Here is a 14,785-nt window from a genome sequence, read left to right as displayed (position 1 = left end):
CTTAATAAATAATAAGAGCGTTTAATGAAAGTCCTTCATACATCTGATTGGCATTTAGGCCAACAATTCTACGAGCACTCCCGATTCGATGAGCATCAAGCATTTCTAGCTTGGTTAACCGATACGCTTGTCTCAGAACAGATCGACTTATTACTGGTTGCGGGTGACATTTATCATACGGCAACGCCACCTGCCAGCGCAGAAAACCAACTCTACCAATTTATTAAAACCACTAAGCACCATTGCCCTGACTTACACATAGTGATTATTGCTGGTAACCATGATTCAGCAAATCGAATTATGGCGGCAAAGCCTTTATTGGCTCAGTTTGATACGCATGTTGTTGGCCGCTTTGATAGCAATGCTCCTCATGAAGTAGTCCTGGCAATCAGCACAAAAAACGGCGATGCGAATGTTGTTGCCATGCCATTTTTACGTAACAGTGATTTAAGCAGTTATAACCGCCAACAAGAGCAACCGTTAAGTTACAACCAAGCCGTTGCCCTTGCCTACAAAGATGCATTACAAGCAGCAAGCGAATTACCAAACGCGCCATTAATTGCCATGGGCCACCTGCATGCAAAAGGCGGAGACATCTCATCTGATTCTGAACGCAACTTAGTGATTGGTGGTGAAGATGCGATATCGGCAAGCATATTTACTGATCAACCCGATTATGTCGCGCTAGGGCATCTTCATAAGGCTCAAACCGTCGCGAAGAAAGAGACCATTCGCTACAGTGGCACGCCAATGCCAATGTCATTTTCTGAAAGACGCTACCAGCATCAAGTTGTGCTAGTCGAGATTAGTGACTCAGGTACTTCTGTAAACCCCCTTTACATCCCTAGTTTTTGTAAAGTCTTGTTGCTACCGGAAAAAGACTGTGTGCCACTAAACGAACTCTGTGAGCTTATAAAACAGCTCGATTTAACAGATGAAGATTTAGCACCATATCTGCGGGTTAAATTGAGTGCCCATGACACTGACACCACTTTCAGAGAACAAATAGAACAAGCCCTTGAAGGTAAGCAGGTTAAGTTCTGTGGTATTGAAAGGGTGCGTCAGCAAAACAATCAGCAAGACGATGAACAAACCCTATTTGAAGATGTCTCGCAAATTGAAGCGCTAAACCCACATTCACTTTTAGAGCAAGCATTTGCAAACAATAAAGATATGGCAGGACAGGCGGTGCCAAAAGAGCTAGAAGGCTTACTAAGCCAAGTGATCGATGAGTTGAATGCAGAGGACCTACTATGAAAATTTTAGCGATTCGAGTTCATCAACTCGCCTCTATCTTAGACGCCGAAGTCGACTTTAGCACTTCGCCTTTAAAAGAGGCGGGACTATTTGCCATCACGGGTGATACTGGCGCAGGTAAAAGTACTTTACTCGATGCCGTTTGCTTAGCACTGTACAACAAAACCGCACGACTACGAGGTGATACAGGCAATAAAATTGACTTTAATGGCGACAACATCAAACTCAATGACTCGCGAAACTTATTACGCCGCGGGGCAGGGCAGGGGTTTGCCGAAGTCGACTTTATAGGCCAAGACAAACAGCTTTACCGTGCAAGGTTAAGCTTTAGCCGCGCTCGTAATAAAGCTGATGGTAAATTACAGCCCGCACAACATAGCCTCTATTCATTACCTGATGAAGCCCTCATCGCTGATAGAAGCGCAGCAGGTAAAGAAATTGAACGTATTATTGGTTTGAGCTTTGAACAGTTCTCACGAGCTGTACTGCTTGCACAACATGAATTTGCCGCCTTTTTAAAAGCAACCGGTGATGAACGTGCGCAATTACTTGAATGTTTGACAGGCACCGATAAATTTAGCCGTATTGGTCAGCGAATTTTTGAACGCCATCGTGAGCAGCTGCAAGCATTAGAGCAGTTAAAGTTAAGTTTAAGTAATTATCAGGTTTTAAGCCCTGAAGAGGTCGAAACTAAACAAGCAGAACACAAAGCGCTTGAGGCTAAACTTGCTGAGTTACAAAAACAAATAAAACAATTTGAACAGTTCCAAGCGTGGTATAAACAAGCATTGCAGCAGCAACAACAGCTAAACCAAGCTGAGCAAGCAAAGCAAGAGTTACAGCAACAAATGCACGCGCTTGCTGAAAAAGCCACTGAAGCAAAACAAGCCCAGCAATGCTTAGAAATAAAGGATAACCGTGAACGCGTCACTTCGATTACAGCTCAACATGGGCAACTTATTAAAAACCGGGAGCAGCTTTTAAACGTTGACCATAAAACACTAATCAAAGACGCTGAGCAAACGCTTGAGAAGCAAACTGCGCAACTAAACCAAGCAAAGCAAGCACAAAAAGACGCGCAACCTATTATTAGCCAGGCCCGTGAGTTAGATAAACAACTTGCGGTTTTAAATCAGCAAGCAACGGCGCAAAAAGTACAAGCAGAAAAAGCAAAGCACCATCATCAAGAGCTGAGTAATACACTAAATAGCCATAAAGCCGAGCAGCAAAAACAGCTCGAGCAGCAAGCGCAAATCAATGGCTATTTAGAGGCACATGCACAATGGCAACCATTAGCGAAAGACTGGTCATTCTATAAAAGTGAGTTAAGCCGCTTTAGCCAGCAACAGCACACGATTAGCCAATCACAGCAAAACGTAAACTCTCTTCAGCCTAAAATTGATGAGCAGCAAGCAGCCGCGCAGCAGTGCAAAACTCAATTTCAAATCCTTGAACAAGAAATTCAGCGCTTAAATGAGCAAGATACCGCCTTTAAATCGAGTTTAAATACCCAATCAATGGCGGATATTGATGCGGGGCTTGAGGCGATTAAACACCTGATTGAAAAACGCCAAGTGTGGCAAACTAATCATCAGCAGTTAAAAAATTGGCAAACCCAGCTAAACACATTAAGCCAAACTGAGCAGCAACTACAAACCGCACTAAAAGATGCGCAGCAAGGGGCAGAACAAGCACAGCAACAGGTTTCGCTTTGTGAGCAAAACTTACAGCAAGTGCAATTAAGAGCCAGTGAAGGAGTCAGCCAGTTACGTGCCACCTTAAAAGCAGGGGAGCCGTGCGCGGTATGTGGCTCAAAAGAGCACCCATTTATGCATGAAGAAATGGTGAACGAGCAATTTAGCCAGCTTATTAACGACTTTACCAGGGAGCTAACTAACGCCAAACAGCATTTAAAAGCTCAGCAAACATTACAGCAAGCTAAAAGTAATGAGCTGGCGGCATGCAGCCAACAGATAAGCTCATTAAACGGGCAAATCTCAGAACTGAGTGCTCAACAACAGAGCCTCAAAGAAACTATGGCAGCAAGCCGTACTGAGCTAAATGATTTAACCGAAGCTCAGTTAAACGAGCGTCAGCAACAGCTCAGCCTGCAAAAACAGCAATACTATAAAACTCTTGAGCAGCAACAACAGCTGCAAAATACGCTTGCAGCTAAGCAAGCTGAGTACAATAAGCAAGGGCAAACGCTGCATAGTAAAGAGCAGCAACTAAACGAATTGCAGCAACAGCTAAATAATCTGCAAACACGCTTAAATGAGCTCAATGATGAGCATCAGCAGCTACATGCCACACTGAATCAACAGTTCACCAGTGCACCTTGGTGGCAGGCACTCAATACACAAAACATTTCTTTAGAGGTCATTGCAGAGCACGTTGAGGCTTATCAGGCGTCGCTGCAAACTGCGGATGAGCTTAAAGCTAGTTTAAAAGCCATTGAGCAGCACCTTGCGCATGTAACACCGCAGCTTAACGAAGCACATACCTCTTTAACTCAGTGCAACGAGCAACTAAGCCAAACTCAAACCGAATTAACGCAGATACAATCAAAGCGCGAGGGCTTATTGAGTAACGCAGCAATATCGGTAGATGAGTTTATAGCAGAGCTTGAAAAGGCGGTAGATTCCGCGCAGCAGGCACTGCAACTTGCCCTGACAACCCATAGTAATGCGGTGAAGGCGCGTGACGAACAAGCCATTCAAATAGCAAATCTTGACGAACGTGAAAAAGAACTAAACGCTGAACATGCGGCACTTAATGAACGCTTTAGCCATTGGTTTAGCGATTTTAAAGCGCAGCACCCAAGTTTGGATGAACAAGCAGTTAGTCAGCTATTAACGATAAACCCAACTGAGATCAAGAAAACATTGGCTGATCACCACACTGCCGAGAGTAGCTTAAAAGACGCTGAGGCACTGTTAAAACAGTTACAAAAAGCTCAAGCTCAGCACCAAAAAGATAAACCTGCACTGAGTGAAGATGAGCTGCAAATACAGCTTAATCAAACAACAGAGCAACAAGTGCAAGCTAATAACGCATTATTGCAAGTTGCGACGGAGCTTAAAACCCATCAACAAAATAGCCAAGCGCTGGCAGATAAACAAAAGCAATTAGTAGAGCAGCAAAAAAGCTATGAACACTGGCATCTACTCAATAAGGTATTGGGGGATGCCAGCGGCAAAACCATGCGTAATTTAGCACAAACGCAAACCTTAAAAATACTGTTGCACTACGCGAATAGTCACTTACAGACACTAAATAAACGCTACAAATTAACCGCTATAGGACAAACCCTCGATATCGCAATTATCGATAGAGATATGGCCGATGAGCAGCGCTCTGTTAATACGTTATCGGGTGGTGAGTCATTTTTGGTGTCGTTAGCCCTCGCATTAGGGCTTGCCTCCTTATCGTCAAATAAAGTGCAAATAAACTCTTTGTTTATCGACGAAGGTTTTGGTACGTTGGACAGTGAAACGTTAAGCATCGCGATGGATGCTCTTGATTCTCTGCAAGCACAGGGCCGCAAAGTCGGGGTGATTTCTCACGTCTCAGAAATGACCGAACGCGTTGCCACCCAAGTGCATGTGGCGAAAAAACCAGGTGGTTATTCGACCATCTCAGTTATTTAAAGGATTAGCATGCCAACTTTTAATCATGAAGAAGCAAGTCACTACGACGAACGTATTTTGCGACTAGTTCCAGGTTATGAGCTATTACATCAAGCAACCGCAGCCCAATTAGCAACAACGCTGAACGATAATGCGTGCATTTTAGTGGTTGGTGCCGGAACAGGTAAAGAAATCATTGAATTAGCGGCGTTAAAACCAGGCTGGCAGTTTATTGCTCAAGATATCTCACAAGACATGCTCGATATTGCCGAGCAGCAGTTTGGCCAGCATAACATCAGTGACCGAGTAACAGTGCATTGCGGTGATATCAACGGCATCGACAGCCAGTGTGACGCCGCACTGTGTTTACTAGTCATGCACTTTGTTGAAGATAACGGCGATAAAAAAGCACTATTAAAAGCGATTCACAGCAAGCTCAAAAAATCGAGCAACTTATACATTGCCGATTTAATGCGCCCAGAATCTGCTTTTGAGCGCGAGTCACAACTACAGCTTTGTTCACAGTTAGGTTTGACTGAAGCCGGCACAGAGCGCATACGCCACAACCTAGAGCACGAGTTTTACCCATTAGACCGAATTCGTTTTTCTGAATTAGTAAATGAAACTGGATTCAGCACCCCTAAACAGTATTTTAAAGTGCTTGGTTTTACAGGGTATGTGGTTGGGAGTTAATAGCTGTAGGCGCGATTTTGCATCGCGCCACATGCCAAGCAGCATATCAATAATTACACGGTAAACCCGCTGCTACCACGTCGAAATTTGCTCTCTTAAGGGGTTCAATCTGAGAGCTCAAAGCTTGTAACTTTACTTGATCTGCCACATTTGATTATTAGAGTTGAATCTTACCGAGAATAACAGCTTTGTGCCTTGAGTCGATGAACTCATTTCTGGACAAAATGTTTCAGAGCCGAATGACGGCTCTATACCAGACATTGGTAACGTCCATAGTTGTTTGGGGTCGGTTGCCTTTGCTTGTTAGTGGTTATCCAGCTTTTGCATCAGTACTAAAAGCTCATTTAAAACCAGTTCTGGCTCATCAATCTGCACAAAATGACCACTTTTTCCAGTCAACACAGATTTACCCTGTGGGAAAGCACTCGCCCACTCCTGCCATAGTTCACCCCACATTTTTCTGCCCTGATCCGTGAAAAACAAATTGGCTGGTCTTTCTACTTTTCTTACAGAGGTAATCACTGTTACGGGCATATCTTTGATTTGTGGGTAATCAGGTAGCGGTCTTTTACTCCAGAAATCTAGATATTGGTTCGACATACCATCGGCCATGTCATCCAGTTTGATCTGAGCAATTTCTCGATTAGCTTTTTCTAAATCAATAGCACGCAATATATCAACATCATGTTCGGAAGACGGGTCTAACATTAACAGTGCTTTTATTTTTTTTGGGTAAGCTGCGGCGAACTCTCTCGCAACGCTGCCACCATATGAATGAGCAACTAAAATGACCGGCTGGTTAACATCTAATGCAACTAAAAACTCGCTGGCGTATTCTGCATAATCACTTGATGTAAAATGCCTCTTAATAGCTGTGGAGTTGCCATTTCCAACTCTAGAATAACGAATAACCGTGGCATGCTCAGCTATTTGGTTAAAAACGGGCTCCCAGTCAGACATGCCAGCACTACCACCGGCCTCCAAAAGAACTATATGCTTACCATTACCTGCAACTTCATACTCAAGTTCAAATTCATTGACGTTGATAAGTGTCGGTTGAGCTGAAACAGTAAAAGATAATGCGATACCAATAAACGTGATTAACTTCAAAACTACTCCTTAAAACATTAACATTTTAGCTTTTATGCGACACGCAGTTTGTGTTGCATAATCGCTTGTTGGATTGAGGCGCTACCTGCTCGGTGTGTGAGAATTGGTGTTTTTATGCTAAGGGAATTTGCTTTTATGACCTAAGCTACACCAAGCCTGCTTAATCGGCGCGCCTGTCGCATCTATGCTGTCCCTATATTGCTCAGTGTTTGTCATGTTGTTATTACAACTAAATTAGGCTTTATAAGCAACCACTATAGGCTATTTCAGTATTAACTTATTTAATGAGTTTATTCATGACTTGCCTTCCAGTAATGGAATAACCCTTAGGTAAGTGTGGCTCAAATGTCCTGAGTAGGCTCTCCACATAGCGGCTAAGTTCAACAACTCTCTTAAATGACTGGTTCTCGCTCAGAGCCGACCTATAGAGTAATTACGCTAACGCACTTTGGGGCAAAATGCGTTACAAGAACGTCCGCTTTATAAAATAAAGTCATTAGCACTAACTAGCTGTGACCGCCTTTTATCCGCTCATAGCCGCCTGTTAGACGAGGTTTATACCTTCTCACCTAAACTGTAAGATCTGATACGAGCTAAGACACTTAATTCACAACCTACTAACTTGTTGGGTATCACTCCTCTCTACCCAACCCACGAGCTATGAATCATCGCGCGAAATAAATTTCACGCCTACGCGATGTAAAATCGCTGCGACCTCAAAGCTCGTAATATTACTCTTTATCTTTATAACTCGCTAACTTGCGAGCCTAATACCCAGCTGCTTGACCATCTTTACGGGTTTCAGATGCACCATAATAAACACCGGTTTTAGGGTCTTTCAATATAGCTTGATAACCACCATAGGGGCCAACGGCGTCTTGCAAAGTGTGGCCTTTCTTTATTAGCTCACGGCGGGTTTCCATTGAAAAACCTGACTCTAAGCTAACAAAACCACCATCCTCCATGATTTCACCAGTTGGTTGCGATGACCCCGTATGCAGAATACGTGGCGCATCACCGGCTTCTTGCAGGTTCATGCCAAAATCAATCATGTTGATAAGTATTTGAGCATGCATTTGTGGCTGCGTCGCACCGCCCATCACGCCATAACTCATATATGGCTTACCATCTTTGGTGACAAACGCAGGAATGATTGTATGAAATGGTCGTTTACCTGGCTCATATTGGTTCATGTGGCCTTTTTTAAGCGCGAACATTTCGCCCCGGTTTTGCAATACAAAGCCTAATTTAGCAGGTGTCATACCAGAGCCCATACCACGGTAATTACTTTGAATAAGCGAAACCATGTTGCCGTCTTTATCGGCGGTCGTCATATAAATAGTATCGCCTTCTACTGGGCCTGCATGGTCACGTTTTGCGGCCTTGTTAGGGTCTATCAGTTTGCGTCTTTGGTCAGCATACTGCTGCGAAATAAGTGTTTGTACAGGAATCGTGTTAAACGCTGGATCCGCGTAATATTTTGCACGATCTGCAAAAGCGAGCTTTTTCGCCTCAACAAAGGTATGGACGTATTCTGGGCTATCAAAGCCCATTGCTTTGATATCGTAACCCTCAAGAATATTAAGAATTTGCTGTGCAGCAATACCTTGGCCATTTGGTGGCAATTCCCAGAGCGTATACCCTCTATAATCAGCGTTCACAGGTTTGACCCACTCGCTATGGTGCGCAGCTAAATCTTCATAGGATAAGTAGCCGCCGTTTTCTTGCATGTAGCGACCAATTTCTTTAGCAATATCGCCTTTATAAAAGGCATCGCGGCCGTCTTTGGCAATTTTGCGATAGGTGCTTGCAAGGGCTGGGTTCTTAAAGATTTCCCCTTTTTCAGGCATGGCCCCATTTGGCATATACACATCTTTAAAGCCCGGATATTTGCCACGAGCAGCAACACTTTTTTGCATGTAATAGGCAATCAGTTCAGACACTGGGAAGCCATTTTCAGCGTAGTCGATAGCAGGTTGGAGTAAGGCTTTCATTGGTGTTTTGCCAAACTTTTTATGTAACTCAAACCAACCATCGACAGCACCAGGAACCGACACTGGTAACGGCCCATAAGCAGGAATGGTGTCGCCTTGTGCTTTTAAGGTATCGAAAGACAAGCTTTGTGGTGAACGACCAGAGGCATTTAAGCCGTATAGTTGCTTGCTTTTATTATCCCAAACAATGGCAAATAAATCCCCACCAACTCCACATCCAGTCGGTTCAACAAGGCCAAGCACTGCGTTTGCCGCAATCGCCGCATCAATGGCATTACCACCATCTTTTAGTACTTGTAAGCCAACCTGCGTAGCTAACGGCTGTGATGTTGCAACCATACCTGATTGTGCGATGACTTCTGAACGGCTAGCAAAGTTATGGCCTGTGATGCGATCGTAAGCTTGGGTAGAGCCTGCTGTAGCTAAGCATAGAGCTAACACTATCCTTTTAATGAGTGGAGTTGGTTTCATCGTTATTGCCCTTTTATTGTTTTATTCACTATAAAAAGCAATTTAAAGCTAAGCAAAAGCTTTGCGTCCGAAGACCAAAAAATACGACTATTGCCAACAACCGAGCTAAATTAGACTTTCATTAAGAAAAACTAATAAATAGCGTTACCGGTAAAACACTCTTTTAACATAGCGGATGCATAAGGGTGGCTTTGCTGAGCCGAAGGTATAAACTGACTAACAATATCGTCAACTTGCTCGGTTGCTTTTAACTGCTTTAAATGACTTTGTAACTCTTTTACGGTTTCAATTGATGTGCTTTTATTCAGAGCTAAGTAGTTTCCAGCCAGTGCAGGATGGTTAAGCGCAAATACGGGGGCTAGCTGTTCGGGACTTAACCCCACTTTTTCTAATTGAGAAGCCAGTGTTAAGGCCGAGCCAATTAATAAGTCGTGCTCGCCTCTTTTAAACATTTTTAGCTCTTCAAATTTTTTTGAGTAAGTTAAAAAATGCTGACCTTCTTCCAGATTTAAATCCATTAAAACTGAGTGATATACATCTCCCCGTGCCACACCTACGGTGTAATTTCGTAAAGACGCCATACTATTCACAGTTATATCTGAGCGAGTCGCTAACTTATAAAAACATGTTTGCCCAGAAGCTAATGGACCAACCCAATAAAACTTCGATTCTCTTTGTGCTGTGCGTGAAGTTGAAAAGATGCCACTATTGGCTCTCGTTGAAACTAGTTGCATCGCTCTTTTCCAAGGGTATAAGTCAATAGTACAGTGTAAATTTGCGTTTTCGCAAAGAAGCCGAACAATCTCTGTGTTGATTCCCGTAATTTGGTCTTCTTTTTCGAAATTATAGGGAGGGAAAGACTCAGTATACAGTGTCAGTGTTTTTTGTTTAGCAAGCACATCCCCTACAAACATAAAAAACAACACGCTTAGCAGACGTATTAACATAGTCAACTCCACACGAAACCTATCACTTTAGTCATGCTTAACAATGCGGCTCAGCTGTTTATTTAGGGTATTCAGGCAAAATGGTTTAATAATAAAGCCATCAACTTTAGCACTAATCATATCTGTCACGGTCTCTTTACTGTCTTCGCATGTGACCATTAAAACAGGGATACTCTTAAAATCAGGTGTATCTCGCATTTGCATAAGTAAGCATTTACCATCCATTTTTGGCATATGCAAATCAGTAATGACTAGGTCAAAATGTTGCTTTCCTAATAACTCAATAGCTTGATTGCCATCTGTTGCTTCTGTGATGTCATCATAATCAAGGCGGCGCAACATGTTTATTAAAACATGGCGCATTAAAGGCATATCATCGACAACAAGAATTTTCATACTAAGCACACTAGCTTTTATAATATCTTAAGCTTAGTTTGCATACTCAATAACGCAATGGAGTATTCAAGCTAAGATATCAGCCACTAATTGGCTTAGTCGAGCAATCTTACTATTACTCAATTGCCGATAATCGAAGTAAGGGCATACGATAACCTTATCACTCTTGCTAATGGCAAACTCATCATCTATCCAAGTTAGTGGTGAATTAAGCTGCCCTGATTGAATCAGTTTTTTAGCATGAGTACGACCTGCAATAATATGCAATTGGTTACTTACATCTAAAAGTGGCGGACTAAACAAAAGCGCAGTGCAACTGTTAGCTTGCAGTAATAAATCATCTCGGAAGGTTTGCCAGTCACACGCTTGCTTTGCAAATTTAAAATGCTCACTAGGCAGAGCAAATAACACCTTAGCATATACGTTAAAAACTTTTCTCCAGCCATTGCCGCAAGCTTGATTTATGCTATTAATTTCGCCTGCTTGCATTGCATGCAAAAAATTGAGTGTTTGCCACGGCGCCATGGGTGGGCGCTTTTCAATATATACTGCAACGGTGAATTTGCTGTCTCCAAAACCCTGTAGCCGTTTCTTTGTGTCCATCATAATTTTTTTGCAAGAATGCGATCTAAATTATTGGCAAAGTTTTGCCTGTCGGCTTGGCTAAGAGGCGGTGGCCCTCCCGACATTTCAACTCCACTAGAACGCATTGTTTCCATAAAATCTCGTACGTTTAATCTAGAGCGAATATTCTCCGTGGTATACAGCTCTCCACGAGGATTCAGCGCTTGTGCATTTTTTTCTATTACTTCTGCAGCAAGTGGAATATCACCCGTGATAACCAAATCACCCGCTTCAACACGTTTCACAATCTCGTTATCAGCAATATCAAACCCTGATGAAACCTGTATACGCGAAATAAACTTTGAAGGTGGGATACGCATCGCATGATTAGCAACCAGCGTTGTAACTGTTTGCGTGCGCTCTGCTGCGCGAAATAATATCTCTTTAATAACAGTAGGACAGGCATCCGCATCAACCCAAATTTTCATAGCACTCTCGACAGAATTTTTAAGTATGAGATAGTTTACCGTAATTGAACTTATTTACCGCTATTAACGTATTAAAATATTTGATTTTAAAAGGAGCTTTACGTGCGCAACTTCCATAAACTTCTCATTATAGCAATTACCTCTACGATACTCTCTGCGTGTACTGGCACTCCAGAGAACATAAAACCTGTTGAGAACTTTGAACTCAATAAATACACAGGTACTTGGTATGAAATTGCGCGGCTAGATCACTCTTTTGAGCGTGGCTTAGAAGGAATAACAGCTCAATATTCAGTAAACCCTGATGGCAGTGTAAAAGTAATTAACAGAGGCTACAATCTTGAGGAACAAGCATGGGAGCAAGCCCAAGGCAAAGCTAAATTTGCGAGCAAACCTAACATAGGTCATTTAGAGGTTTCTTTCTTTGGCCCATTCTACAGCTCATATGTGATTTTTGAATTAGATAAAGAAAATTATCAATATGCATATATCACCGGCTACAACAAAGAATATTTATGGTTCCTATCAAGAACACCCAAGGTGAGCGAAGCACAATTAAAAGACTTTAAAGACACAGCTAAAAAATATGGCTTTAAAACCGAAGAATTAATCTTCGTTGAGCATGACAACCTGTAAAGGGGATTTACAGGTTGTCTTTAAAACATCATGGATGTGTAACACAACTGTCATTGAACCAAGGCAAACTCTGCTTTATTAAATTGAAGCAACATGTGATCCCCCCAATTTAATTCCCTGCTCGGGTAGGCTATGCCTACCCATTTTTTTCAGATCAGTTTTTTACTAACTAAGCTAGAAAATCATTACCGAAAAGCAACTTAACAGTAAAATTGATAAATTGAGTATACTGATATGCTTTACCCATGAAACAGTAAAACTATATAAAATCATGAGCATAAGTACACTTAGCGCCATATAACCGCAAAACAATAATGCACCATATCCACCTTCGCTCAGTACAGATAACACTAAACTTAGTAAAATAGTGATCCAGCCTGTAGCTAAAAAGCTATGTCGTTGTTTATCCGTTAGCTTCTTTTTAAAAACTTCACGAAAATGGTTAAACTTTGCTAAAGCAAAACAATTAAATGCCATAAAGCACAAACTAAACTGCAGTAATTCCATCATCCTTGTTGCTCCTTAAGGTCCTTGGGCTTTTGAAAACGGCGAGTACTTACTTTTTTGCTAGCAGTACGTAATTTTTTGCCCTGTAAAATAAACAGGCTTCCCGCAATAATGAAACCAAAATCAACGCAAAACAGCGTCCATTTTTGAGTTAGTAAATAACTGATCCAATTTCCCTCGGTTGTCATAGCATTTACTAAAGGAACAGCAAAACATACCAATGCGTTAAGCCACGCTGCTAATTGCCATTGACGTTTAGAGCTACTTATTATTGCCAACACAGTCATTGCTAACCATGCGAGGAAGAACACGAGTATTTCTTTATCGGCACGCGCTACCATCTCTAAAGGTAATAATCGATTAGCAATAAAAAATGATGCCGTTGCAAATGGTAACCCCATCAGGGTAGCTAGATTTAACGTTTCTACTAATTTCAAGCCAACCCCAGCTTGCTGCTGCGGCTTTAAACGCTCCCTTAAACGTTTAGCCCACATAATGCAGCCTGTAGCAATCATTGCGCAGCCAGCGATACCACATAAGAAATATAGCCAGCGTAATAATGGGCTAGCTAGTCGCCCTACGTGTAATGCTGTCATCGAATCATAAAAGCGTGCTGATGCCGACCAATCTTTACCTTGCTCAGCGAGTAGTTCGCCAGTACTACCTGAAAATAAAAATGCCGCCCCATTATCCACGACCTCTTTACCTGTGTTCAAATACACACTCACGCGTGATGACTCTTTGTTTGCATCGCGAATAAAGAAGAAACCTATATCGGCATCAGGTGACTTAGTATAAACCTGATCTAAAATAGTATTCATGCTAACCAGTGGCGCAGGAACATCACTCGATTCGACACGAGCCCTGATAGGACTTGCCTCATTAAACATTTGTTGTAGCCCCTTCTCATACACCGTTTGAGCAGGGTAGGGGAAAACCATAAATATTAAGGTTATCAAGCCTGTATACGTAATCATAATATGAAATGGTAAGGCTAATACCGATGATACATTATGAGCATCAAGCCAACTGCGACTTCCTTTGTTTTTTCTAAAGCTAAACATATCTTTAAAAATACGCTTGTGAATAACAACACCAGTAATCAAGGCAATCAGCATAAATAATGATGCTAGACACACTAGCCAACGTGCCGTTCTGACATCGATGTAATGTAAATCAAAATGCAGTCGATAGAAAAAATACCCGCCTTTGGTCTCTCTAGGCGGCGCAATTTGCTCATTGGTAGTAGGGTCTAAATAAGTCTCAGTAAATTTAGCGCGTCGTTGCCCTGGCTGCTTAGGCTCAGCATAACTATAGGTATATAAAGGGTTACGAGGCTCAGGTAAATAAATACGCCATGATGATGAGTCTGCTGCTTTATTTTGCAACTGCTCTACAGCATAGTTAATTTGCTGTCTTTGCTTAGCTAGGCGGTTATCTTGATGAGTAACAGTGTGCGTTTCTGGCTCGAACCAATAAGTAATCTCGTCTTTAAAAAAACTGATGGTGCCAGCAAAAAAAATTAAAAATAATAACCAACATACTAACAAACCAACCCAAGTATGTAGCCAGGTCATTGAACGAAAAAAGTTCTCTTTCATAACCAACCCTTAATCAACGAAAGAATTACAAACTGGACACCTGTAGTTAGTAAAATAGTGATCCAGACACGCTTTAATGACTTAACTGCAAACACCCAAATAAAAACACAACTATAAAAAAATACCGACAACGTAGTGGTTAATAACACACTGTCTAGCTGATTTAAGGGAAGCAAGATGGCTAACAAAGAGATAAGTACACTGGTAAATACATAGCCCCCAAAGATGGCAGCAATAAACCGAAAGAATACCGATATTCGGTAAGATATGCTCACAGAGCGCTTTTTAAACACATTTTTAGGACGCTGCGAAGGCACTGCATCAATGGATTGTGAATGCATGATAATCCTTTAAATAAACACGAATAGAAAGCGCACTATTATAAACTGACAAAATAAAAAAGATAGTGATTATCATTTGCGTAACCATGAAGAATAAGTAAATTTATTGAGTACTCTCTAGTTAGTAAAATAATGATCTACTGGCTTTGCG

Annotated in this window: 13 protein-coding genes; 4 read left to right on the top strand and 9 right to left on the bottom strand. The window is 41.9% G+C overall.

The genetic code is table 11. The features are described from left to right. The first annotated feature begins 24 nt into the window (after positions 1 to 24). The 3 genes from L0Z67_RS20180 to L0Z67_RS20170 are packed head-to-tail and all read left to right on the top strand — an operon-like array spanning position 25 to position 5,579. Entirely contained in the window at positions 25 to 1,257 is a 1,233-nt protein-coding gene (locus tag L0Z67_RS20180; protein WP_392353420.1) for an exonuclease SbcCD subunit D C-terminal domain-containing protein, read from the top strand. Beyond that, entirely contained in the window at positions 1,254 to 4,907 is a 3,654-nt protein-coding gene (locus tag L0Z67_RS20175; protein WP_392353418.1) for an AAA family ATPase, read from the top strand. Before L0Z67_RS20180 ends, L0Z67_RS20175 begins: the two co-directional genes overlap by 4 nt. Before the next feature lie 9 nt (positions 4,908 to 4,916). Next, the gene (locus L0Z67_RS20170; protein ID WP_392353417.1) at positions 4,917 to 5,579 is read left to right on the top strand and encodes a class I SAM-dependent methyltransferase; all 663 of its coding nucleotides are present in this window, start codon (positions 4,917 to 4,919) and stop codon (positions 5,577 to 5,579) included. Positions 5,580 to 5,882: 303 nt separating this feature from the next. On the opposite strand, the gene L0Z67_RS20165 is transcribed toward L0Z67_RS20170, so the two are convergent. The 6 genes from L0Z67_RS20165 to L0Z67_RS20140 form a co-directional block, all read right to left on the bottom strand. After that, a complete protein-coding gene (locus L0Z67_RS20165) occupies positions 5,883 to 6,689 on the bottom strand; it encodes an alpha/beta fold hydrolase (protein WP_392353415.1) in 807 nt (268 codons plus the stop codon). Positions 6,690 to 7,456: 767 nt separating this feature from the next. Next, a complete protein-coding gene (gene ggt, locus L0Z67_RS20160; protein WP_062567829.1) occupies positions 7,457 to 9,154 on the bottom strand; it encodes a gamma-glutamyltransferase in 1,698 nt (565 codons plus the stop codon). A 131-nt stretch (positions 9,155 to 9,285) separates the two neighbouring features. Then, the gene (locus L0Z67_RS20155; RefSeq protein WP_062567830.1) at positions 9,286 to 10,101 is read right to left on the bottom strand and encodes an ABC transporter substrate-binding protein; all 816 of its coding nucleotides are present in this window, start codon (positions 10,099 to 10,101) and stop codon (positions 9,286 to 9,288) included. A 27-nt stretch (positions 10,102 to 10,128) separates the two neighbouring features. Further along, the gene (locus L0Z67_RS20150) at positions 10,129 to 10,497 is read right to left on the bottom strand and encodes a response regulator (protein WP_062567831.1); all 369 of its coding nucleotides are present in this window, start codon (positions 10,495 to 10,497) and stop codon (positions 10,129 to 10,131) included. A 66-nt stretch (positions 10,498 to 10,563) separates the two neighbouring features. Further along, positions 10,564 to 11,100 (bottom strand): DUF6942 family protein, encoded by a 537-nt coding sequence (locus tag L0Z67_RS20145; RefSeq protein WP_062568165.1) that lies wholly within the window; start codon positions 11,098 to 11,100, stop codon positions 10,564 to 10,566. Beyond that, on the bottom strand, positions 11,100 to 11,549 hold the full coding sequence (locus tag L0Z67_RS20140) for a YaiI/YqxD family protein (protein ID WP_062567832.1): 450 nt from the start codon (positions 11,547 to 11,549) through the stop codon (positions 11,100 to 11,102). The genes L0Z67_RS20145 and L0Z67_RS20140 overlap by 1 nt, the downstream gene beginning before the upstream one ends. Before the next feature lie 102 nt (positions 11,550 to 11,651). Between L0Z67_RS20140 and L0Z67_RS20135 the strand changes: the two genes are divergently transcribed. After that, positions 11,652 to 12,185 carry a lipocalin family protein gene (locus L0Z67_RS20135; protein WP_062567833.1) on the top strand — a complete coding sequence of 178 codons (534 nt, stop codon included), beginning with the start codon at positions 11,652 to 11,654 and terminating at the stop codon, positions 12,183 to 12,185. Between the two features lie 174 nt (positions 12,186 to 12,359). Here the strand turns inward: L0Z67_RS20135 and L0Z67_RS20130 are convergent, their stop codons facing one another. Genes L0Z67_RS20130 through L0Z67_RS20120 form a run of 3 tightly spaced genes read right to left on the bottom strand, consistent with a single transcriptional unit; the run spans position 12,360 to position 14,634 of the window. Further along, positions 12,360 to 12,695 (bottom strand): DUF3325 domain-containing protein, encoded by a 336-nt coding sequence (locus tag L0Z67_RS20130; RefSeq protein WP_062567834.1) that lies wholly within the window; start codon positions 12,693 to 12,695, stop codon positions 12,360 to 12,362. Further along, the gene (locus L0Z67_RS20125; RefSeq protein ID WP_392353408.1) at positions 12,692 to 14,293 is read right to left on the bottom strand and encodes a PepSY-associated TM helix domain-containing protein; all 1,602 of its coding nucleotides are present in this window, start codon (positions 14,291 to 14,293) and stop codon (positions 12,692 to 12,694) included. Before L0Z67_RS20125 ends, L0Z67_RS20130 begins: the two co-directional genes overlap by 4 nt. Further along, positions 14,290 to 14,634, bottom strand: a complete 345-nt coding sequence (locus L0Z67_RS20120; RefSeq protein ID WP_237127515.1) for a hypothetical protein — start codon at positions 14,632 to 14,634, stop codon at positions 14,290 to 14,292. Before L0Z67_RS20120 ends, L0Z67_RS20125 begins: the two co-directional genes overlap by 4 nt. Between the last annotated feature and the right edge of the window lie 151 nt (positions 14,635 to 14,785).

Source organism: Pseudoalteromonas sp. PB2-1 (genome assembly GCF_045040605.1).
GTDB lineage: Bacteria > Pseudomonadota > Gammaproteobacteria > Enterobacterales > Alteromonadaceae > Pseudoalteromonas > Pseudoalteromonas arabiensis.
This window is presented reverse-complemented; position numbering and strand designations above follow the sequence as displayed.

Bases quoted from the DNA above. Each gene is read 5' to 3' on its own strand.
- L0Z67_RS20180 (WP_392353420.1), top strand. From the start codon at position 25: ATGAAAGTCCTTCATACATCTGATTGGCATTTAGGCCAACAATTCTAC.
- L0Z67_RS20175 (WP_392353418.1), top strand. From the start codon at position 1,254: ATGAAAATTTTAGCGATTCGAGTTCATCAACTCGCCTCTATCTTAGAC.
- L0Z67_RS20170 (WP_392353417.1), top strand. From the start codon at position 4,917: ATGCCAACTTTTAATCATGAAGAAGCAAGTCACTACGACGAACGTATT.
- ggt (WP_062567829.1), bottom strand. From the start codon at position 9,154: ATGAAACCAACTCCACTCATTAAAAGGATAGTGTTAGCTCTATGCTTA.
- L0Z67_RS20155 (WP_062567830.1), bottom strand. From the start codon at position 10,101: ATGTTAATACGTCTGCTAAGCGTGTTGTTTTTTATGTTTGTAGGGGAT.
- L0Z67_RS20150 (WP_062567831.1), bottom strand. From the start codon at position 10,497: ATGAAAATTCTTGTTGTCGATGATATGCCTTTAATGCGCCATGTTTTA.
- L0Z67_RS20145 (WP_062568165.1), bottom strand. From the start codon at position 11,100: ATGGACACAAAGAAACGGCTACAGGGTTTTGGAGACAGCAAATTCACC.
- L0Z67_RS20140 (WP_062567832.1), bottom strand. From the start codon at position 11,549: ATGAAAATTTGGGTTGATGCGGATGCCTGTCCTACTGTTATTAAAGAG.
- L0Z67_RS20130 (WP_062567834.1), bottom strand. From the start codon at position 12,695: ATGATGGAATTACTGCAGTTTAGTTTGTGCTTTATGGCATTTAATTGT.
- L0Z67_RS20125 (WP_392353408.1), bottom strand. From the start codon at position 14,293: ATGAAAGAGAACTTTTTTCGTTCAATGACCTGGCTACATACTTGGGTT.
- L0Z67_RS20120 (WP_237127515.1), bottom strand. From the start codon at position 14,634: ATGCATTCACAATCCATTGATGCAGTGCCTTCGCAGCGTCCTAAAAAT.